The 19,792-nt window shown below is 59.9% G+C and carries 19 protein-coding genes; 13 read left to right on the top strand and 6 right to left on the bottom strand.

Features of this window, described 5'->3' with window-relative positions; genetic code table 11:
• Positions 1–16 precede the first annotated feature (16 nt).
• On the top strand, positions 17–925 hold the full coding sequence (locus JTJ32_RS15130) for an SdiA-regulated domain-containing protein (RefSeq protein WP_184322037.1): 909 nt from the start codon (positions 17–19) through the stop codon (positions 923–925).
• A gap of 67 nt (positions 926–992) precedes the next feature.
• Here the strand turns inward: JTJ32_RS15130 and rpiA are convergent, their stop codons facing one another.
• A complete protein-coding gene (gene rpiA / locus JTJ32_RS15135; RefSeq protein ID WP_024694429.1) occupies positions 993–1,664 on the bottom strand; it encodes a ribose-5-phosphate isomerase RpiA in 672 nt (223 codons plus the stop codon).
• 145 nt (positions 1,665–1,809) lie between these two features.
• Between rpiA and ilvA the strand changes: the two genes are divergently transcribed.
• Both ilvA and JTJ32_RS15145 read left to right on the top strand, forming a co-directional pair.
• Entirely contained in the window at positions 1,810–3,324 is a 1,515-nt protein-coding gene (ilvA, locus tag JTJ32_RS15140) for a threonine ammonia-lyase, biosynthetic (RefSeq protein ID WP_210042538.1), read from the top strand.
• A gap of 155 nt (positions 3,325–3,479) precedes the next feature.
• A complete protein-coding gene (locus JTJ32_RS15145; protein ID WP_099229302.1) occupies positions 3,480–3,908 on the top strand; it encodes a DUF2269 family protein in 429 nt (142 codons plus the stop codon).
• Positions 3,909–3,917: 9 nt separating this feature from the next.
• On the opposite strand, the gene JTJ32_RS15150 is transcribed toward JTJ32_RS15145, so the two are convergent.
• Positions 3,918–4,574 carry a histidinol-phosphatase gene (locus tag JTJ32_RS15150; RefSeq protein ID WP_184322033.1) on the bottom strand — a complete coding sequence of 219 codons (657 nt, stop codon included), beginning with the start codon at positions 4,572–4,574 and terminating at the stop codon, positions 3,918–3,920.
• Between the two features lie 142 nt (positions 4,575–4,716).
• On the opposite strand from JTJ32_RS15150, the gene JTJ32_RS15155 reads away from it, so the two are divergent.
• Entirely contained in the window at positions 4,717–5,196 is a 480-nt protein-coding gene (locus JTJ32_RS15155; RefSeq protein ID WP_002555745.1) for an RNA pyrophosphohydrolase, read from the top strand.
• 21 nt (positions 5,197–5,217) lie between these two features.
• A complete protein-coding gene (ptsP, locus tag JTJ32_RS15160) occupies positions 5,218–7,497 on the top strand; it encodes a phosphoenolpyruvate--protein phosphotransferase (RefSeq protein WP_025994331.1) in 2,280 nt (759 codons plus the stop codon).
• Positions 7,498–7,688: 191 nt separating this feature from the next.
• Here the strand turns inward: ptsP and JTJ32_RS15165 are convergent, their stop codons facing one another.
• Complete coding sequence (locus JTJ32_RS15165) at positions 7,689–8,435, bottom strand: NRDE family protein (protein ID WP_210042540.1); 747 nt, start codon at positions 8,433–8,435, stop codon at positions 7,689–7,691.
• A 125-nt stretch (positions 8,436–8,560) separates the two neighbouring features.
• Here JTJ32_RS15165 and lgt point away from each other — a divergent pair, with 125 nt between their 5' ends.
• Both lgt and JTJ32_RS15175 read left to right on the top strand, forming a co-directional pair.
• Complete coding sequence (gene lgt, locus JTJ32_RS15170; RefSeq protein ID WP_099229305.1) at positions 8,561–9,373, top strand: prolipoprotein diacylglyceryl transferase; 813 nt, start codon at positions 8,561–8,563, stop codon at positions 9,371–9,373.
• Positions 9,374–9,425: 52 nt separating this feature from the next.
• Entirely contained in the window at positions 9,426–10,397 is a 972-nt protein-coding gene (locus JTJ32_RS15175) for a thymidylate synthase (protein ID WP_004882817.1), read from the top strand.
• Between the two features lie 68 nt (positions 10,398–10,465).
• Here the strand turns inward: JTJ32_RS15175 and JTJ32_RS15180 are convergent, their stop codons facing one another.
• Together JTJ32_RS15180 and desA are read right to left on the bottom strand one after the other, a co-directional pair.
• The gene (locus tag JTJ32_RS15180) at positions 10,466–11,452 is read right to left on the bottom strand and encodes a GGDEF domain-containing protein (RefSeq protein ID WP_099229306.1); all 987 of its coding nucleotides are present in this window, start codon (positions 11,450–11,452) and stop codon (positions 10,466–10,468) included.
• 137 nt (positions 11,453–11,589) lie between these two features.
• Positions 11,590–12,774, bottom strand: coding sequence for a delta-9 fatty acid desaturase DesA (gene desA / locus JTJ32_RS15185; protein WP_184322027.1), 1,185 nt, complete (start codon positions 12,772–12,774; stop codon positions 11,590–11,592).
• 157 nt (positions 12,775–12,931) lie between these two features.
• On the opposite strand from desA, the gene dibA reads away from it, so the two are divergent.
• From dibA to JTJ32_RS15215, 6 genes are all read left to right on the top strand, one after another.
• Positions 12,932–14,863: a phosphodiesterase DibA gene (dibA, locus tag JTJ32_RS15190; RefSeq protein ID WP_210042542.1), complete on the top strand. Its 1,932-nt coding sequence runs from the start codon at positions 12,932–12,934 to the stop codon at positions 14,861–14,863.
• Positions 14,864–15,065: 202 nt separating this feature from the next.
• Positions 15,066–15,248, top strand: coding sequence for a sulfur starvation response protein OscA (oscA, locus tag JTJ32_RS15195; protein WP_099229308.1), 183 nt, complete (start codon positions 15,066–15,068; stop codon positions 15,246–15,248).
• Positions 15,249–15,378: 130 nt separating this feature from the next.
• A complete protein-coding gene (locus JTJ32_RS15200; RefSeq protein WP_099229309.1) occupies positions 15,379–16,389 on the top strand; it encodes a sulfate ABC transporter substrate-binding protein in 1,011 nt (336 codons plus the stop codon).
• Positions 16,390–16,486: 97 nt separating this feature from the next.
• The gene (gene cysT / locus JTJ32_RS15205; protein WP_057408445.1) at positions 16,487–17,308 is read left to right on the top strand and encodes a sulfate ABC transporter permease subunit CysT; all 822 of its coding nucleotides are present in this window, start codon (positions 16,487–16,489) and stop codon (positions 17,306–17,308) included.
• A 10-nt stretch (positions 17,309–17,318) separates the two neighbouring features.
• A complete protein-coding gene (gene cysW / locus JTJ32_RS15210; protein WP_004882801.1) occupies positions 17,319–18,191 on the top strand; it encodes a sulfate ABC transporter permease subunit CysW in 873 nt (290 codons plus the stop codon).
• A 2-nt stretch (positions 18,192–18,193) separates the two neighbouring features.
• On the top strand, positions 18,194–19,174 hold the full coding sequence (locus JTJ32_RS15215) for a sulfate/molybdate ABC transporter ATP-binding protein (RefSeq protein WP_099229310.1): 981 nt from the start codon (positions 18,194–18,196) through the stop codon (positions 19,172–19,174).
• A gap of 77 nt (positions 19,175–19,251) precedes the next feature.
• Here the strand turns inward: JTJ32_RS15215 and JTJ32_RS15220 are convergent, their stop codons facing one another.
• Positions 19,252–19,776, bottom strand: coding sequence for an Mpo1 family 2-hydroxy fatty acid dioxygenase (locus JTJ32_RS15220; RefSeq protein ID WP_099229311.1), 525 nt, complete (start codon positions 19,774–19,776; stop codon positions 19,252–19,254).
• Positions 19,777–19,792 lie beyond the last annotated feature (16 nt).

Genomic DNA, 19,792 nt, shown 5'->3' on the forward strand with positions numbered 1-19,792 from the left:
CTTTCGAGTCACCTCAATGCGTCGCTCTACCCGCTCTTTGCTCCTGCTGATTATCTTCGTGCCGTTGATCGCCCTGCTGTTTTCCATCGCCAACCAGCGGTACCGGTTTGTGGAGCGTGCCCAATTCGACTGGCAGATGTTCTGGCAATCCGATTCACAGGAAGCCATTGGCCTTGATCAATACCGGGCCGTGATTGAAGGGCAGGTCATCGACGGGCTGACGGATGATGTCTCTGGCCTGAGCTACGATCCTGATCGCAAAAGCCTGTTCACGGTCACCAACCAGAACGCCGAAATGGTCGAGCTCGGCCTCGATGGGCGCATCCTGCGCCGTATCAAATTGATCGGCTTCGGTGATGCAGAAGCCGTCGAGTACATCAGTCCGGGCGTTTATGTAATCAGCGACGAGCGCCAGCAGCGCTTGATCAAGGTGCACATTGATGACAGCACCCAGTCGGTGGATGCGGCCAATGCCGAACAACTGACGCTGGGGCTCAATGCGGGTGGCAACAAGGGTTATGAAGGTCTGGCCTATGACCGGCACGGCGAGCGCCTGTTCGTCGCCCGCGAGCGTGATCCGGTGCAGATCATCGAAGTGCGCGGCTTCCCCAAGACGAATGCAGACGGGCCAGGCAATCTTCAGGTGATTTCCGACAGCAAGCGCGATGCGGGTCTGTTCGTGCGCGATCTATCCAGCTTGCAGTTCGATCAGAACAGCGGCCACTTGCTGGCACTGTCCGATGAGTCCAGGCAGATCGTCGAGCTGGGTATCGATGGCCGTCCGATCGGCAGCAGCTCGCTGAAGAAAGGACAGATGGGGTTGAGCAAGACCGTGCCCCAGGCCGAAGGCGTTGCCATGGACGACGATGAAGTGCTGTATCTGGTGAGCGAGCCGAATCTGTTCTACGTGTTTCGCAAGCCCTGACGGTTTCAAGCAGTGGCTCGCTGAAAAAAAGCCCACGCAAGGTGGGCTCTTCTTGAAGCCGTGACGCTTAGCGGGTCAGGGTTTTCACGCCTTCAGCCGTGCCCAGCAGCAGCAGATCCGCCGGACGTGCAGCGAACAGGCCATTGGTAACCACGCCGACGATGGCGTTGATCTGTGCTTCCAGCTCCACCGGGTTAGTGATGCTCATGTTGTGCACATCGAGAATGATGTTGCCGTTATCGGTCAGCACGCCTTCACGGTAGACAGGGTCGCCGCCCAGCTTGACCAGTTGGCGCGCTACATGGCTGCGTGCCATTGGAATCACTTCAACCGGCAGCGGGAAAGCGCCCAGCACGGGCACCAGCTTGCTGCCGTCAGCGATGCAGATGAAGGTTTTGGCGACCGCCGCCACGATCTTCTCGCGGGTTAGGGCTGCGCCGCCGCCCTTGATCAGGTTCAGATGCTCGTCGCTTTCGTCAGCGCCGTCGATGTAGAACTCCAGATCACTGACCGTGTTGAGTTCATACACCGGAATGCCGTGGCCCTTGAGGCGCGCAGCGGTGGCTTCGGAACTGGCGACGGCGCCGTCGAACGCAGCCTTGTGCCTGGCCAGCGCGTCGATGAAACAGTTGGCCGTGGAGCCGGTGCCGACGCCCACAATGCTCTTGTCGTCGAGCTTTGGAAGGATGAAATCGACAGCTGCCTGGGCGACTGCCTGTTTGAGTTGATCCTGGGTCATGCGGGCTCCACGGTGCCAGAGGTGTGCAAAAGGGCCCGCATTATAGCGGCGACTGCGGCGCAAAGCCCTGTCATTCGTATGGTCGTGCATCGGAGTGCGGGGTAGACTTGCCGGTCTTGCCCTTTTCATCAGTGATGTCGCCCCGATGCTTGAACAGTACGTCAAGAAAATCCTCACCTCACGCGTTTACGACGTCGCCATCGAGACCCCGCTGCACGGCGCGCGTCAGCTGTCCGAGCGACTGGGCAATCAGATCCTGCTCAAGCGCGAAGACTTGCAACCGGTGTTCTCGTTCAAGATTCGCGGCGCTTACAACAAGCTGGCACAACTGACCGCTGAAGACGCGGCGCGCGGTGTGGTCACGGCCTCGGCGGGCAACCATGCGCAGGGCCTGGCGCTGGCAGCCCGGGAGCTGGGCATCAAAGCGACTATCGTGATGCCGCGCACCACGCCCGAGATCAAGGTCGAAGGCGTGCGCTCACGCGGCGCAACGGTAGTGCTGCATGGCGATTCGTTTCCTGAAGCGCTGACGTATTCGCTGAAGCTGGTCGATGAGCAGGGCTTTGTGTACATCCATCCCTACGACGACCCCGACACCATCGCCGGGCAAGGCACGGTGGCGATGGAAATCCTGCGCCAGCAGCCGGGTCAACTGGATGCGATTTTCGTGCCGGTGGGCGGCGGCGGACTGATCGCCGGTATTGCGGCCTACGTCAAATACCTGCGGCCCGACATCAAGGTCATCGGCGTCGAGCCGGACGATTCCAACTGCCTGCAAGCCGCCCTGGCCGCAGGCGAGCGTGTGGTGCTCAGCCAGGTCGGGCTGTTTGCCGATGGTGTGGCGGTGGCGCAGATCGGCCATCACACGTTTGAAGTCTGCCGCCACTATGTGGATGAAGTGATCACGGTCAGCACCGACGAGATCTGCGCCGCGATCAAGGACATCTACGACGACACCCGCTCCATTACCGAACCGTCGGGTGCGCTGGCCGTCGCCGGCATCAAGAAGTACGTCGAGCAGCGCGGCGTCAGCGGCCAGACCCTGGTGGCGATCGACTCCGGGGCCAACGTCAACTTCGACCGCCTGCGCCACGTGGCCGAGCGCGCCGAACTGGGCGAAGGCCGCGAAGCGATCATCGCCGTGACCATCCCGGAAAGGCCGGGCAGCTTCAAGGCCTTCTGCGAGGCCATCGGCAAGCGGCAGATCACCGAATTCAACTACCGCTACCACACCGACCGCGAAGCGCACATCTTCGTCGGCGTGCAGACCCACCCGGAAAACGATCCGCGCAGCGCGTTGATCGCCAGCCTGACCGAGCAGGGCTTTCCGGTGCTGGACCTGACCGACAACGAACTGGCCAAACTGCACATCCGCCATATGGTGGGGGGACATGCCGAGCGCGTCAGCGATGAAGTGGTGCTGCGCTTCGAATTCCCCGAGCGGCCTGGCGCGCTCTTCAACTTTCTCAACCGCCTGGGCGGACGCTGGACCATCTCGATGTTCCACTACCGCAACCATGGCGCGGCGGATGGGCGCGTCGTCGCAGGGCTGGTTGTTCCGGAGGAGGAGCGGCATCTGGTAAGCCAGGCTCTTACCGAGATCGGCTATCCATATTGGGACGAGAGCGAGAACCCGGCGTACCGGTTGTTTTTGGGCTGAGGCCCCAAGGCTGCGGACGCCGGGAGGCAGAGCATACTGAGCGGCCTTTCCACGCGGAGCATGGGAACGATCAGTGTGAGGACCATGACTGAGCCCGTTAACGCAGGTCTGACTGCTAGACTCAACCCGTCACGATTCAAGAGGAAGACCCTGCAATGGAACCCGTCACCGCCCTGAAAACCCTGCACATCGCTGCCATCACGCTGTTGCTGCTCAGCGCTCTGGTGCTGGCCAGTGGTGTCATCAAGGTGCGCCTCGAGGGCGATGCGACCATCCAGACCCGTCTGCTCAAGCGCCCATTGCTGTTCTTCTGGCTACTGATGGCGGTCTGTCTGGCTATTCTGCCGTTCAGCGGCTGGTGGCTGGTGCATTCGTTGGGGCTGTCGCTGGGGCAGACCTGGGTGTTGGGCAGCAGCGTGCTGTACACGTTGGGTCTGTTCAGCTGGGTGTGGCTGGTGGCGAGGCTTGACCGATTGCGTCTGGGCGCCAGGACCGACAGGCGTGGCTTCACATTGGCGCTGGCGATGATCAGTGTGGTGAGTTTCGTCGTGATCGCCGGTTTGATGGGCTTCAAACCGGCGTAAGCGCTGAGGTCAATTGCGCAGCGTAATGACCGGCCAGCCGCGCTGCTCGGCTTCAGCGCGCAGTTTCGGATCGGGATCGACCGCGACCGGATTGGCCACTTGCTCCAGCAGCGGCAGGTCGTTCATCGAGTCGCTGTAGAAATAGCTGTCCTCAAGGCTGAACGCATTCTCCTCCAGCCACAGATTCAGCCGTGTGACCTTGCCTTCACGGAAGCACGGAATGCCTGTGGTGCGGCCGGTATAACGGCCATCGACCATTTCGCATTCGGTGGCCAGCAGCGTCTCGATCCCCAGCTGTTCCACGATGGGCGCCGTCACGAAACGGTTGGTTGCGGTAATCACCACCAGCTTGTCGCCCGCTGCACGGTGTTTGGCGATCAATTCAATCGCCTTGGGCAGCATGATCGGTTCGATGCAGTCGCGCATGAACTCACGATGCCATTGCGCCAACTGATCCATCTCGGTCGCGCCCAGAATTTCCAGCGTGAAGTTCAGGTACTCGGTCATGTTTAACGTGCCGGCCAGGTAATCCTGATAGAACTCATCGTTACGCGTTTTGTAGGACGCGGTATCGAGGATGCCGCGACGGCACAGATAATCACCCCAGGCGTGATCGCTGTCGCCGCCCAGAAGCGTGTTGTCGAGGTCGAATAGTGCCAGGCGCATGCGGTTACTCGCTGAATTAGCTGAAAAAAGAGCACCAGAATACGAGGTTTTCACAAGTCTTCACATAAGGTGACGAGCCTCGTTGCTGGTTTGATCGCCTTTGTGGAACAATGCGGCGACATGCGTTTGCGAGGTTGTTGCCGTGATCGACCCCGATGGTTTCCGTCCTAATGTCGGGATTATTCTGACAAACGATGCTGGTCAGGTCCTATGGGCTCGGCGTATCAACCAGGATGCCTGGCAGTTTCCGCAAGGGGGAATCAACCCACAGGAGACGCCGGAAGACGCGCTTTATCGTGAGTTGAATGAAGAAGTCGGACTCGAACGACATGATGTGCAAATACTTGCCTGCACCCGGGGCTGGTTGCGCTATCGTCTGCCGCAACGACTGGTCCGGACACATAGCCAACCGCTGTGTATCGGCCAAAAGCAGAAATGGTTTCTCCTGCGCCTGATCTCCAACGAGCAGCGGGTGCGGATGGATTTGACCGGGAAACCGGAGTTCGATGGCTGGCGCTGGGTCAGTTATTGGTATCCGCTTGGCCAGGTGGTGACATTCAAGCGCGAGGTGTATCGACGCGCACTCAAAGAGCTTGCCCCGCGCCTCTTATCGCGCGACTGACACGGAGTTCGACCCCGAGCCATGCTCAATACGCTGCGCAAGATCGTCCAGGAAGTTAACTCCGCCAAGGATCTCAAGGCGGCGTTGGGCATTATTGTGCTGCGCGTAAAGGAGGCCATGGGCAGCCAGGTCTGCTCGGTCTACCTGCTCGATGCCGAAGCCAACCGGTTTGTACTGATGGCCTCCGAAGGCCTCAACAAGCGGTCCATCGGCAAGGTCAGCATGGCGCCGAACGAAGGCCTCGTAGGCCTCGTGGGCACGCGCGAAGAACCGCTGAACCTCGAAAACGCTGCCGATCACCCTCGTTATCGCTACTTTGCCGAAACCGGTGAAGAGCGTTATGCGTCGTTCCTGGGTGCGCCGATCATCCACCACCGCCGTGTGGTCGGGGTGTTGGTGATCCAGCAAAAGGAGCGCCGCCAGTTCGACGAGGGCGAAGAAGCGTTCCTGGTTACCATGAGTGCGCAACTGGCAGGCGTTATTGCCCATGCTGAAGCGACTGGCTCGATCCGTGGTCTGGGTCGCCAGGGCAAGGGTATTCAGGAAGCCAAATTCGTCGGCGTGGCCGGTTCGCCCGGTGCTGCGGTGGGTGTGGCGGTGGTCATGCTGCCGCCTGCGGATCTGGAAGTGGTGCCGGACAAGACGGTCACGGACATCGCTGCCGAGCTGGCGCTGTTTCAGAACGCACTGGAAGGCGTGCGCAATGACATGCGCACCCTGTCCGCCAAACTGGCCACACAATTGCGCCCTGAAGAGCGTGCGTTGTTCGACGTCTACCTGATGATGCTCGACGATGCCTCGCTGGGTAGCGAAGTCACCAACGTCATCAAGACCGGCCAGTGGGCGCAGGGCGCGTTGCGCTCGGTGGTCAACGAACACGTCAAACGTTTCGAACTGATGGACGACGCCTATCTGCGTGAGCGCGCCTCGGACGTCAAGGATCTGGGCCGTCGTCTGCTGGCGTACCTTCAGGAAGCGCGGCAACAGGCGCTGGTCTATCCCGACAATACGATTCTGGTCAGCGAAGAGCTCTCGCCAGCCATGCTGGGTGAAGTGCCGGAAGGCAAGCTGGTCGGTCTGGTCTCGGTGCAGGGCTCCGGCAACTCCCATGTCGCGATTCTGGCCCGGGCGATGGGCATTCCGACGGTCATGGGGCTGGTGGATTTCCCGTATTCCAAGGTCGATGGCATCGACCTTATCGTTGACGGTTACCACGGTGAGGTCTTCACCAACCCCAGCGACATCATGCGCAAGCAGTTCGGCAAAGTGGTCGAGGAGGAGCGCCAGCTCTCCCAGGGCCTCGATGCGCTGCGTGAGCTGCCGTGCGTGACACTCGACGGACACCGCATGCCGCTCTGGGTCAACACCGGTCTGCTTGCCGACGTGGCTCGCGCTCAGCAGCGTGGCGCCGAAGGCGTGGGTCTGTACCGAACCGAAGTGCCGTTCATGATCAACCAGCGTTTTCCGAGCGAGAAGGAACAGCTGGCGATCTACCGCGAACAGCTGGCCGCCTTCCATCCACTGCCGGTGACCATGCGCAGCCTGGACATTGGTGGTGACAAGGCGCTGTCCTATTTTCCGATCAAGGAAGACAACCCGTTCCTCGGCTGGCGCGGCATTCGCGTCACCCTCGATCACCCGGAAATTTTCCTGGTTCAGACCCGCGCCATGCTCAAGGCCAGTGAAGGCCTGAACAACCTGCGCATTCTGCTGCCGATGATCTCCAGCACCCACGAAGTGGAAGAAGCGCTGCACCTGATCCACCGCGCCTGGGGCGAAGTGCGTGACGAGGGCACCGACGTGCCGATGCCGCCGGTGGGCGTGATGATCGAGGTCCCGGCGGCGGTCTACCAGACCCGCGATCTGGCCCGTCAGGTGGACTTCCTGTCGGTTGGCTCCAACGACCTGACCCAATACCTGCTCGCGGTCGACCGCAACAACCCGCGTGTCGCCGACCTTTACGATTACCTGCACCCTGCGGTGCTACAGGCCCTGCAAAGCGTGGTGCGTGACGCCCATGCCGAAGGCAAGCCAGTCAGCATCTGCGGCGAAATGGCCGGTGATCCGGCAGCGGCGGTGCTGTTGATGGCGATGGGCTTCGACAGCCTGTCGATGAACGCCACCAACCTGCCGAAAGTGAAGTGGATGCTGCGCCAGATCAACCTGAGCAAGGCCAAGGACCTGCTGGCGCAACTGATGACCAACGACAACCCGCAAGTCATCAGCAGCTCGCTGCAGCTTGCGCTGAAAAACCTTGGTCTGTCGCGGATGATCAACCCGGGGTCCGTGAAGGGACACTAGGTTCCTGTGTTGAATTGGCGTGCGCCTGGCTTCCTCAAGCACCCACTAAACTGCTGGAGCAACGTCTCTCTCGTGAGAGGCGGCTTGCCGGCGATTCGATTTGTCAGGCGACCTGTCAGCAACTGTGAAAGGATGCCATCGCCGGCAAGCCGCCTCCCACGGCTCGGTGTCCGTTGCGAGACAGCACTCACTCAAACCCTCAGCTCGACCTCGCCCAACCGTCCACCCTGCGGCCCGAAGCTGTGTTCGATCATCTGCCGCGTGCCGTCTGCGTTGACAATCAGCACGGTGCTGGCGCGGGTGCCGTAGTTGGGGCTGGCGATGAACACGCTCGACAGCAGCTTCTCGGTGGCAAGGCTCACGCCCGTTTCAGGCAGCTCGGCATCTGCGGCTGGCTGCGGATCCTTCAGCAGCTCCAGTAATCGTTCGGGCCGAGGGTCATCCAGTTGCGCCGTCAGCGCTGCTCTGGCCTTGAGCAGTTTGGGCCAGGGCGTGTTCAGCCCAGCGTTGGACAGCCCGTACACGCCTTCACCCAGCAACCGGGGCGTCGGGTCGGTCGAGTTCAGGTAGTACAACTGCTCTGCGTTACCCGCCAGCAGGTTGAAACCGGTGTATTCACTGGCCCGCGCAGTCATTTCCGCCATGTAATCCTCAGGCGATTGCTCGCTCGCCAGAAACCTGGCCACCAGCTCGCCACGGGAACGCAGGCCCGGCGTCTGGCCCGGATCACGAATATTGGTCACAGCGGCAAAGCGCCCCTGTGCACTGATGCCCATCCAAGTGCCGCCAGCTTCGAGGTCCCGTCCGGCATAAATGTTCGGCGCGTCTTCCCACTGACTCAGTGGCCGGGTAGGGCGTGCATAGAATTCGTCACGATTGGCCGCCACAATCAGCGGCTGGGCGAGGGACGGGCGCCAGGCGAATACGATCAGACACATTAGGTTCTCCTTTTTCCTGAACTGTACGCAGCTTTGATCGGTGGCCGCTAGAGCAACCGGCCGGGCTCCGGTAACATGCCCGCCTGATTCAGTCGCCCGTACGGGCGTTCAATTGAGGATACGCAATGCTGCCTTACCCGCAGATTGACCCGGTAGCCGTTGCCATCGGCCCGCTGCAAATTCACTGGTACGGTTTGATGTACCTGGTCGGCATCGGTGGCGCATGGCTGCTGGCGTCACGTCGCTTGAATGCATTCGACCCGACCTGGACCAGAGAAAAACTCTCCGACCTTATTTTCTGGCTGGCCATGGGCGTGATCGTCGGCGGGCGGCTGGGCTATGTACTGTTCTATGACCTGTCGGCCTACATCGCCAATCCGTTGCTCATCTTCGAGGTCTGGAAAGGCGGCATGGCCTTCCACGGTGGATTTGTCGGCGTGATGATTGCGGCCTGGTGGTTCGGCAAGCGCAACGGCAAAAGCTTCTTCCAACTGATGGACTTCGTTGCACCGCTGGTGCCAATCGGTCTGGGTGCCGGGCGTATCGGCAACTTTATCAATGCCGAGCTATGGGGCAAGCCGACCGATGTGCCGTGGGCGATGGTGTTCCCACCGTTCAGCGACCCTGCACAACTGGCGCGCCATCCGTCGCAGCTGTATCAGTTCGCACTGGAAGGTGTGGCACTGTTTATCATCCTCAATCTTTATGCGCGTAAACCTCGCCCGACCATGGCCGTTTCCGGCATGTTCGCACTGTTTTACGGCATTTTCCGTTTCGTGGTCGAGTTCGTCCGGGTACCGGATGCGCAACTGGGCTATCTGGCGTGGGGCTGGGTCACCATGGGTCAGATCCTGAGTCTGCCGATGATCATCGCAGGCCTGCTCCTGATCTGGTTCGCTTACAAGCGCGCTCCGTCGGCAACCAACGCAGCGGTTTAACACCGAAACGCCGCATGTTCGCGTGTGGCGCTTTCAACAATGCAGGTGATTTATGAAGCAATATCTGGAACTGGTCGCGCACGTGATCAAGCACGGGACCTTGCAGTCCAACCGTACCGGCGTGAACACCATCAGCTTTCCGGGTGCGATGCTGCGTTATGACTTGCAGGAAGGTTTCCCCGCAATCACCACACGCCGCATGGCGTTCAAGTCGGCCATCGGTGAGATGGTCGGTTTTCTGCGTGGCGTGAGCAATGCGGCCGAATTCCGCGAGCTGGGCTGCAAGGTCTGGGACCAGAACGCCAACGAGAACGCTCAGTGGCTGAACAATCCGTTCCGCAAGGGCGAAGATGATCTGGGCGAGATATACGGCGTACAGTGGCGCAAATGGCCCGCCTACAAGCGCATCGACGCCGCCAATGTTGCGGCGATCGAACTGGCGCTTGGTCAGGGTTATCGTCAGATTGCCGAATCCGAAGAAGACGGTCAGGCGTTCGTGGTGCTGTACAAGGCTATCGACCAGATTCGTCAGTGTGTCGACACCATCATCAACGATCCCGGCAGCCGCCGGATTCTGTTCCACGGCTGGAACTGTGCGCAACTGGACGAGATGGCGCTGCCGCCTTGCCACCTGCTGTACCAGTTGCACCCGAACCCGCAGACACGTGAAATCTCGCTGACCCTCTACATCCGTTCCAACGATCTAGGGCTGGGCACGCCGTTCAACCTGACCGAAGGCGCTGCGCTGCTGAGCCTGATCGGCCGTCTGACGGGCTACACGCCGCGCTGGTTTACCTATTTCATCGGTGATGCCCACGTGTATGAGAACCATCTGGACATGCTCAACGAGCAGCTCACCCGCGAGCCGTTCCCGATGCCGAAGCTGAAAATCTCCGACCGCGTCCCGGAGTTTGCCAAGACCGGTGTGTATCAGCCGGAGTGGCTGGAACTGATCGAACCGTCTGACTTCACCCTGGAAGGTTACGAACACCACCCGGCGATGACCGCGCCGATGGCGGTTTAAGCGCCGATGACGATCGTTCCCCATGTGCTGCGTGGGGACGATCATCAGTGGGGGATTAAACGGTCAGGTCAAACCAGCACGATCTGATTCTTGCCCTGACGCTTGGCTTGATACATCGCGGCGTCGGCGCGGCCGTAGAGGGCTTCCAGGCTGTGGTCGTCCTTGGTCAGGTTGGTCAGGCCCTGGCTGGCGGTGATGCTGAAGGTGCTGTTGCCGCACTGGAAGCTCTGTCGCTGGATCTCGCGTTGCAGGCGCTCTGCGATCTGCATGGCCATTTCAGGTGCACAGCCGGGAAAGACCGCTGCAAACTCTTCGCCGCCAATCCGTCCGAACAGATCTCCGCGTCTCAATGCCGAGCGACCGCTCTCGGCAATGCGTTGCAGCACGGTGTCGCCTTCCTGGTGGCCGTAGGTGTCGTTCACCAGCTTGAAGTCATCGATGTCCAGCAGCAGGAAGGCCAGTGGCGTGCCATTCAGGCGCGCCAGTTCGAACTCGCGCTGGGCGCATTCGAAGAAGTGGCGTCGGTTGCTGCTCTGGGTCAGCACGTCGGTGGTTGCCAGTCGCTGCAGTTCATCCTCGAGCTGTTTCTTCTCGGTGATGTCCTCGGCAATGCCCACCACGACCAGACGCTGTGCATCATCGGTCTGGCGACTGACGAAGCACTTGTCGCTCAGCCAGCGCACTTCACCGTCGGCACGAATGATCCGGTACTCGCGGTCTTCAATGGCGCCTTTCTCGATCACTTCGCTCAGGCTGCGCTCGGCGTAGTTGAGGTCATCCGGATAGATACTGTCGCGCCACTCACCGTAATCGGCCAGCAACAGCCCTGCAGAGCGTCCAAAGATGCGCTCGTAGGCCGGGCTGACGTAGATCATGCGCTGGGTTTCCCAATCGAACGCCCACAGAACAGCGTTGACGCTGACCAGCAGCGAACTGAACAACTGTTCGCGCTCGCTCAGACGCGCCACTTCAGCCTGTGCATGCATCAGGGCCAGCAGGGTTTCGGCGGCGGCGGGCATTTCGGTAGTGGGAGCGATAGGGCTTTGCTTTTCCATAAAGGCGACGTCTCAAGCAGCGCGCAGCCAGTGCTTGCACGCTCTCCCATTCACAGCGGGAAAAACGATCAGATGTTTTAAAGGGAGGGAAGTTCCGAAACCGGCATGCCCGCACGGAGGCATGCCGATCAACGGTGTCAGGCTTGAGCAGGGCGCAGCGAGTAGGTTTTCAACTGGTCGGCGAAGTCGCGCAGGGACTGAATGCCACTGGCTTCGGCTTCGTGAATCCATTCCTTCATGGCTGACAGCATGTCATGCCCGTTGGTGCTGGTCTTGACCCAGATCTGCTGCAGCGCGAGGCGTTTTTCATAGATCACCTTCAGTGCCTGGCTGTGTTCCAGCATGGTCTGGATGCGCACGTGGTGCCGGTCGTCCAGCAGGCTGGTCTCGCGGGACAGCAGACGCTTGGCGCGGTGGAACTGATGACGGACCGAGGCATCGGCCTTGGCCAGTTCCTGAGTCACCAGTGGACCGATCACGACCTTGCGGTACTGGGCCATGATCTGGAAGCGATTGTTGAGGATCGCCATCGCAGTGTCCATGTCCAGATGACCCTTGCCTTCGACCCGATGGGCGATAGGCGCGACGCGCTGTACCTTGGCCAGACGCAGAAAGCTGAACACCTTGATCCAGGCCCAGCCCATGTCGAACTCCCACGGCTTGACCGACAGCTTGGCCGAATTCGGGTAGGTGTGGTGATTGTTGTGCAGTTCTTCGCCGCCAATGATGATGCCCCACGGCACCAGATTGGTTGCCGCATCACGGCACTCGAAGTTGCGATAACCCACGGCATGACCCAGACCGTTGACCACACCGGCGGCCCAGAACGGAATCCACATCATCTGGATCGCCCAGACGGTAATGCCGATAGCGCCGAACAGTGCCAGATCGATGACCGCCATCAGGGCGATACCCAGCATCTTGTAGCGCGAGTACAGATTGCGTTCGATCCAGTCTTCCGGGCAGTTCTTGCCGTAGATGCGCAAAGTATCTTCGTTCCGAGCCTCTTCGCGATACAGCTCGGCGCCCTTGCGCAGAACAGTGGACAGCCCTTTGACGACCGGACTGTGCGGGTCATCGACGGTTTCGCATTTTGCGTGGTGCTTGCGGTGGATGGCGGTCCACTCGCGGGTGTTCTGCGCCGTGGTGAGCCACAGCCAGAAACGGAAGAAGTGCTTGAGCCCTGCATTGAGTTCCAGGGAGCGGTGAGCGGAGTAGCGGTGCAGATAGACCGTGACGCCGACAATCGTCACATGGGTCATGGCCAGCGTGACTGCTATTACCTGCCAGACGGAAAGGTCGAGCAAACCGTTGTACCACATAGGCTGTTTGGCCCTCGTAAAGATACGCGTGAAGAAAAAAGTAACAACTGCATTATCACTGACATCCCACAGAAAACCAGTCACGCTTTTAGATAAGCGTCGCAGGATGTTTCTTGCTTTATAATTGCGCTCCTTTCATAAGGCCTTGGATTTTCGTGTGACGGACTCTACTGACGGAGCGCTACGGACGGCCATTCTGTACGGCATGCTGTCCGTTCATTGGTTGCTGGCCTTCGATTGCCTGCTGCCGCTGTTCATCGAAGATCCGGCTCATTTAGCCATGTGGCAGCGCGCGGGCGGCTACGGGTGGGTGTTGATAAGCGCGGTCATGCTGTTCGTCGCGCGTGACCGTTTGATGAAAGTCATCACCGGCAAGGCACAGGTGGCGCGTCATCAGGAGGATCACGACCAGCTGAGACTGGCTGCCGCGGTGTTCGACAGTACGCTGGAAGGGGTGCTGGTGACGGACGCCAAAGGGCGGATCGTGCACGTCAACCGGGCTTTCGTGGACATTACCGGCTATCAGCCCGATGAAGTGTTGGGTTTCAACCCCAGCAAATTCCAGTCCGGCCGACATGGTGCGGAGTTCTATCGGCAGATGTACCGTTCGATCCTCAGCGCCGGTCAATGGAGCGGCGAGATATGGAATCGGCGCAAGAGTGGCGAAGTCTATCCACAGTGGCAGACGATCCGCAGCATCAAGGCCGATGATGGTCAGCCGAAAAACTTCGTCGCGGTGTTTTCCGACATGTCCGCCATCAAGCGTTCCGAGCAGGAACTGGCTCAGTTGGCCCATTACGACGCGCTGACCGGTCTGCCCAACCGTCTGCTGCTCACCGACCGGATCAGTCAGGCGCTGACGTCTGCCCGTTCCAGCAAGCGCGGCTGCGCGCTGCTGTTGATTGATCTGGACCATTTCAAGAACATCAATGACAGCCTTGGCCATAACGTCGGCGACGAAGTGCTCAAGGCCATTGCCGCTCGACTCGAGGGTGTAATCGAGACGGACATGACCCTGGCACGGCTGGGCGGTGACGAATTTGCCTTGCTGGTCAAGAACTGCCCGCAGGTGGTCCAGGCAGCTGCCCTGGCGCAGCGGGTCATCGAAATGCTCAAGGCACCATTTACCATCGGCGGACAGCAGTTGTTCATCAGCGCCAGCCTGGGCATCAGCCTGTTTCCCGGCGATGCGCTGACCGATCAGCAATTGTTGCGCAATGCCGACTCTGCGCTGTTCAAGGCCAAGAGCAACGGGCGCGACGGCTATGCGTTGTACACCCAGGAACTGACGTCCCACGCCCGTCAGCGGGTGCAGCTGGTCAGCGAACTGCGCCATGCCATCGAGCATCAGGAATTGCGCGTCTTTTATCAGCCTGTTCACGACCTTGCCACTCGCTGCATCGTGGGGGTCGAAGCGCTTGTGCGTTGGCAGCATCCGTCACGAGGAATGGTTTCACCGGGTGAATTCATTCCGGTGGCCGAGCAGAGCGGGCTGATTGCCGATATCGATGCCTGGGTACTGGAAACGGCGTGTCGGCAGATGCTGGCCTGGCAGGCATCCGGCGTGCCGATCCGCTTTGTGGCGGTCAATGTTTCCAGTCGATTGTTCAGCACGGGCGATCTTGACCGTCAGGTCGGTCAAGTGTTGCGTGATACCGGCCTTGACCCTGCCTTGCTGGAACTGGAAGTGACCGAAAGCGCGGTGATGGAAGACCCCGAGCAGGCCATCGAGCAGCTGCATCGGCTGCGCGAGCTGGGCCTGAGTCTGGCCATCGACGACTTCGGTACCGGCTACTCCTCGCTGCTCAGGCTCAAGCGGATGCCGGTCCAGAAGCTGAAGATCGATCAGGGCTTCGTTGCGGGGCTGCCGGGCGATGACGACGACATCGCGATTGTTCGCGCGGTCATCGCGCTGGCGGGCAGCATGGGCATGCGAGTGCTGGCCGAGGGTATCGAACAGGCCGAGCAGGCGGCGTTTCTGTTTGATAACGGTTGTGAGTTGGGCCAGGGCTACTGGTTCGGCCGGCCAGTGCCTGCCGAATCGATCAATTGGACGCATGCCCCGAACTTCCTCACAGCCCCGGTCTGACGGGCTCTGACGCGTCTGATTCATGTGCTGGCGGGACGTGCAATGCGTCCTGTCACGACATGACATTGCCTAATTTCTTTTGGTTATATCTGCATTCTTAAATAGTCTTTTTAAGAATATCCGCTCCTCACTACTATTGCCTTATCGCCACATGCCAGCGCTTCAGGTGCGACGGCAGGCTCCACTTTCAAGGAATACGATAATGAGCGCATCTCTACGTAGTGTTGACGGTCAGGACGAAGCGGCAATTTTGCGTGAGATTCAGAGTGCGTTGCGTGACCTGCGCTTTGGCGCCGTCGAGATCACTGTGCACAACGCACAAGTGGTGCAGATCGAGCGCAAGGAAAAATTCCGTTTGCAGAACCCTGGTAACAAACCGGGCTGATACAGCGCCGGATGAAATAACCGAATGCGATGCACCCCCTGACAAGCAGCGCGCCAGTGTGAATCACACGCTGGCGTGCGACGAAAAAATCAAAAAAAGCCGACACACAGAATTTCCAGGAGCTTCACCTATGTCCATTCGCCGTTTTGCCTTGGCCGCTCTCGCCAGTGCTGTATTTGCAGGTTCCGCAGTCGCCAAGGACTACGAGCTGCTCAACGTGTCCTACGACCCGACGCGTGAGCTGTATCAGGAGTACAACGCAGAATTCGCCAAGCACTGGAAACAGGCTCATCCGGACGACACCGTGACCATCAAGCAGTCTCATGGTGGTTCGGGCAAACAAGCCCGTGGCGTGATCGACGGCCTGCGTGCCGACGTCGTGACCCTTGCGCTGGCCGGTGACATCGACGAGATCGCCAAGCTGGGCAAAACCCTGCCTGAAAACTGGCAGACCCGTCTGCCGGATGCGAGCACGCCGTACACCTCGACCATCGTGTTCCTGGTGCGCAAGGGCAATCCAAAAGGCATCAAGGACTGGGGCGACCTGATCAAGAAAGACGTCTCTGTCATCACGCCCAACCCGAAAACCTCGGGCGGCGCGCGCTGGAACTTCCTGGCTGCCTGGGCCTATGGCCTGAAGGCAGGCGGTGGCGACGAAGCCAAGGCCAAGGAATACGTTCAGACCCTGTTCAAGCATGTGCCGATTCTGGACACCGGCGCGCGCGGCTCAACGATCACCTTCGTCAACAACGGTCAGGGTGACGTGCTGCTGGCGTGGGAAAACGAGGCGTTCCTGGCGCTGAAAGAAGACGGTGGTGCGGACAAGTTCGATATCGTCGTACCGTCGCTGTCGATCCTGGCCGAGCCGCCGGTCGCGGTCGTCGACAAGAATGCCGAGAAGAAAGGTAATACCGCCGTCGCGACCGAGTACCTGAAACACCTGTACAGCAAGGAAGGTCAGGAAATTGCCGCGAAAAACTTCTATCGTCCACGTGATAAAGAGATCGCCGCCAAATACGAGAAGCAATTTCCGAAACTGGATCTGGTGACTATCGACAAAGACTTCGGCGGCTGGAAGACTGCGCAGCCGAAGTTTTTCAATGACGGCGGCGTGTTCGACCAGATTTATCAAGCGCAGTAACCGAGTGACGATACCGCCGTTCGCAGGCGGTATTGCCCGTTGGTAAAACAGCCCGGATCAACGTCCGGGCTTCGTGCAAGTAAAACCAGGGACTTCTATGTCGCGTCGTATCTCCCCCGTCATACCCGGCTTCGGGCTGACGCTGGGCTACACCTTGGTGTACCTCAGTCTGATTGTGCTTATACCGCTGGCCGCCATGTTCGTGCATGCCGCACAGCTCACCTGGGATCAGTTCTGGACCATCATCACCGCGCCCCGCGTGCTGGCGGCGCTCAAGCTGAGTTTCAGCACCGCGTTCTATGCGGCTGTCATCAACGGCGTGATTGGTACGCTGCTGGCGTGGGTGCTGGTGCGTTACACCTTCCCCGGCCGCAAGATCATTGATGCGATGATCGACCTGCCGTTTGCCCTGCCGACCGCCGTGGCCGGTATTGCCCTGACGGCGCTGTACGCGCCCAACGGTTGGGTCGGGCAATTCGCCACGGACCTGGGTTTCAAGATCGCCTACACCCCCCTTGGTATTACTCTGGCGCTGACCTTCGTGACGCTGCCTTTCGTGGTGCGCACCGTTCAGCCGGTGCTGGCCGATATCCCGCGTGAAGTCGAAGAGGCCGCCGCCTGCCTGGGTGCTCGCCCGCTGCAGGTGTTTCGCCACATCCTCGTGCCCGCGCTGCTGCCTGCCTGGCTGACCGGCTTTGCGCTGGCGTTTGCCCGTGGCGTGGGCGAGTACGGCTCGGTCATCTTCATTGCTGGCAACATGCCGATGAAGACCGAAATCATGCCGCTGCTGATCATGGTCAAGCTTGACCAATACGACTACACCGGCGCGACCTCCATTGGCGTTCTGATGCTGGTGGTTTCTTTCATTCTGCTGCTGCTGATCAACCTGCTGCAGCGGCGCATCGAAACTCCATCCTGAGGAGGCGAGCATGTCTTATTCATCGGTATCCGCTGCGGCCTCCGCCAACGACGCACGTCGTGGCAACGCTGTAGCACGTCGTATCCTGATCGGCCTCGGCTGGCTGATCTTCGCCCTGTTTCTCGGGTTGCCGTTGTTCATCGTGGTCTCGCAAGGCCTGAAAAACGGTCTGGGCGCGTTCTTCGAGGCGGTGCTCGAACCGGACGCGTTGTCGGCGCTCAAGCTGACCGTCATTGCCGTGCTGATCTCGGTACCGCTCAACCTGGTATTCGGCGTCAGCGCCGCATGGTGCGTGAGCAAGTACTCGTTCCGTGGCAAGAGCATTCTGGTCACGCTGATCGACCTGCCGTTCTCGGTATCGCCGGTGATCGCCGGTCTGGTCTATGTGTTGATGTTCGGCGCACAGGGTCTGTTCGGGCCGTGGCTGCAGGATCATGACATTCAGATCGTCTTCGCCTTGCCGGGCATCGTGCTGGCAACGATCTTTGTGACCGTGCCGTTCGTGGCGCGTGAACTGATCCCGCTGATGCAGGAGCAGGGCACGCAGGAAGAAGAGGCGGCGCGCCTGCTGGGTGCCAATGGCTGGCAGATGTTCTGGCATGTGACGGTGCCGAACATCAAGTGGGGCCTGATCTACGGCGTGGTGCTGTGTACTGCGCGGGCGATGGGTGAATTTGGCGCGGTGTCGGTAGTGTCCGGCCACATTCGCGGCGTCACTAACACCCTGCCGCTGCACGTCGAGATCCTCTACAACGAATACAACCACGTTGCCGCTTTCGCGGTGGCAAGCCTGTTGCTGATCCTCGCGCTGTTCATCCTGCTGCTCAAGCAGTGGAGCGAATCCCGTATTAACCGTCTGCGCCATAACGCGGCGGAGGAATAATCATGTCGATCGAAGTCCGTAACGTCAGCAAGAATTTCAACGCGTTCAAGGCCCTGAACAGCATCAATCTGGACATCCAGAGTGGCGAACTGGTCGCCTTGCTGGGCCCGTCAGGCTGCGGCAAGACCACCTTGCTGCGTATCATCGCCGGCCTGGAAACCCCGGATGCCGGTAGCATCGTGTTCCACGGCGAAGACGTCTCCGGCCATGACGTGCGTGATCGCAATGTCGGTTTCGTGTTCCAGCATTACGCGCTGTTCCGTCACATGACCGTGTTTGACAACGTCGCGTTCGGCCTGCGTATGAAGCCCAAGCGCGAACGGCCCAACGAGACGCGGATCGCCGAGAAGGTCCACGAGCTGCTGAACATGGTGCAACTGGACTGGCTGGCGGACCGTTATCCAGAGCAGCTTTCCGGCGGTCAACGCCAACGTATCGCACTGGCCCGTGCCCTTGCTGTAGAGCCCAAAGTGCTTCTGCTGGACGAGCCGTTCGGTGCGCTGGACGCCAAGGTTCGTAAGGAACTGCGTCGCTGGCTGGCGCGTCTGCACGAAGACATCAACCTGACGTCGGTCTTCGTGACCCACGATCAGGAAGAGGCCATGGAGGTGGCGGATCGCATCGTGGTGATGAACAAAGGCGTGATCGAACAGATCGGCTCACCGGGCGAGGTGTACGAGAATCCGTCCAACGACTTCGTTTACCACTTCCTCGGTGATTCCAATCGCCTGAGCCTGGGTGATGACGGCCACGTCCTGTTCCGCCCGCATGAAGTGTCGTTGTCACGCCAGGAACTGGAAGACCACCACGCCGCTGAAGTGCGTGACATCCGTCCGTTAGGTGCGACCACGCGGGTCACGCTCAAGGTCGAGGGGCAGAGTGAGCTGATTGAGGCCGAAGTGGTCAAGGACCACGACAGCCTGGTGGGGCTGGCACGGGGTGAGACCCTGTTCTTCAAGCCCAAGGTCTGGCAGAAGTTGTGAGGCACTCAAGCTGATCGCCCGCGGGTTATGCGCTCTGATTGAATGCATAACCTGTGGGAGGCGGCGCTGGCTGTGAGTTAAACCGCAGCCTTGCGCACGTTGCGTCCTACCGGACCAGCACGCTCTTCGATGGCGTGCTGCAGAGGTTTCAGCAGGCCCATCAGGAACGCCAGTTCTGCCACCACGAACAACGGGCCGATGATCAGGCCGGTCACGTCGTCGATAAACGCCGGTTTGCGGCCTTCGTAGTAATGACCGATGAACTGGATGATCCAGCCAACCACAAACAGTCCTACACCCGCACTCAGCCAGACCATCGTCGTCTGCTGCGCCAGATTCGCGCCCGCCCAGATACACAGCAGCAGAAGTACCGCCATCACCACGCCGAGCACTCGATCCAGTCGCAGGTAAAACACCGTTGAAGCCAGCGCCACCAAGGCCGCAGGCGATATCCAGATGCCGCCTACCGACCAGCCCGGCCGGGACAAAAGCACGGCCACCGCCAGAACAATCAGCGGGATACCTATGAAGTGGGTCACGATATTGCGTGAATCGCGGTGATAGGACGCATATTGGCTGAGATGGTCGACAAGGTTTTTCATTATTATTCCTGCCTGA

This window comes from Pseudomonas alliivorans, assembly GCF_017826695.1.
Lineage (GTDB): Bacteria > Pseudomonadota > Gammaproteobacteria > Pseudomonadales > Pseudomonadaceae > Aquipseudomonas > Aquipseudomonas alliivorans.

What these genes read in the sequence shown, in the direction of transcription:
- oscA (WP_099229308.1), top strand. Translation starts at nt 15,066, where the DNA reads ATGAGCGCATCTCTACGTAGTGTTGACGGTCAGGACGAAGCGGCAATT.
- JTJ32_RS15180 (WP_099229306.1), bottom strand. Translation starts at nt 11,452, where the DNA reads ATGGAAAAGCAAAGCCCTATCGCTCCCACTACCGAAATGCCCGCCGCC.
- JTJ32_RS15200 (WP_099229309.1), top strand. Translation starts at nt 15,379, where the DNA reads ATGTCCATTCGCCGTTTTGCCTTGGCCGCTCTCGCCAGTGCTGTATTT.
- JTJ32_RS15175 (WP_004882817.1), top strand. Translation starts at nt 9,426, where the DNA reads ATGAAGCAATATCTGGAACTGGTCGCGCACGTGATCAAGCACGGGACC.
- JTJ32_RS15215 (WP_099229310.1), top strand. Translation starts at nt 18,194, where the DNA reads ATGTCGATCGAAGTCCGTAACGTCAGCAAGAATTTCAACGCGTTCAAG.
- JTJ32_RS15145 (WP_099229302.1), top strand. Translation starts at nt 3,480, where the DNA reads ATGGAACCCGTCACCGCCCTGAAAACCCTGCACATCGCTGCCATCACG.
- cysT (WP_057408445.1), top strand. Translation starts at nt 16,487, where the DNA reads ATGTCGCGTCGTATCTCCCCCGTCATACCCGGCTTCGGGCTGACGCTG.
- JTJ32_RS15150 (WP_184322033.1), bottom strand. Translation starts at nt 4,574, where the DNA reads ATGCGCCTGGCACTATTCGACCTCGACAACACGCTTCTGGGCGGCGAC.
- JTJ32_RS15165 (WP_210042540.1), bottom strand. Translation starts at nt 8,435, where the DNA reads ATGTGTCTGATCGTATTCGCCTGGCGCCCGTCCCTCGCCCAGCCGCTG.
- rpiA (WP_024694429.1), bottom strand. Translation starts at nt 1,664, where the DNA reads ATGACCCAGGATCAACTCAAACAGGCAGTCGCCCAGGCAGCTGTCGAT.
- lgt (WP_099229305.1), top strand. Translation starts at nt 8,561, where the DNA reads ATGCTGCCTTACCCGCAGATTGACCCGGTAGCCGTTGCCATCGGCCCG.
- cysW (WP_004882801.1), top strand. Translation starts at nt 17,319, where the DNA reads ATGTCTTATTCATCGGTATCCGCTGCGGCCTCCGCCAACGACGCACGT.
- ilvA (WP_210042538.1), top strand. Translation starts at nt 1,810, where the DNA reads ATGCTTGAACAGTACGTCAAGAAAATCCTCACCTCACGCGTTTACGAC.
- desA (WP_184322027.1), bottom strand. Translation starts at nt 12,774, where the DNA reads ATGTGGTACAACGGTTTGCTCGACCTTTCCGTCTGGCAGGTAATAGCA.
- ptsP (WP_025994331.1), top strand. Translation starts at nt 5,218, where the DNA reads ATGCTCAATACGCTGCGCAAGATCGTCCAGGAAGTTAACTCCGCCAAG.
- JTJ32_RS15130 (WP_184322037.1), top strand. Translation starts at nt 17, where the DNA reads ATGCGTCGCTCTACCCGCTCTTTGCTCCTGCTGATTATCTTCGTGCCG.
- JTJ32_RS15220 (WP_099229311.1), bottom strand. Translation starts at nt 19,776, where the DNA reads ATGAAAAACCTTGTCGACCATCTCAGCCAATATGCGTCCTATCACCGC.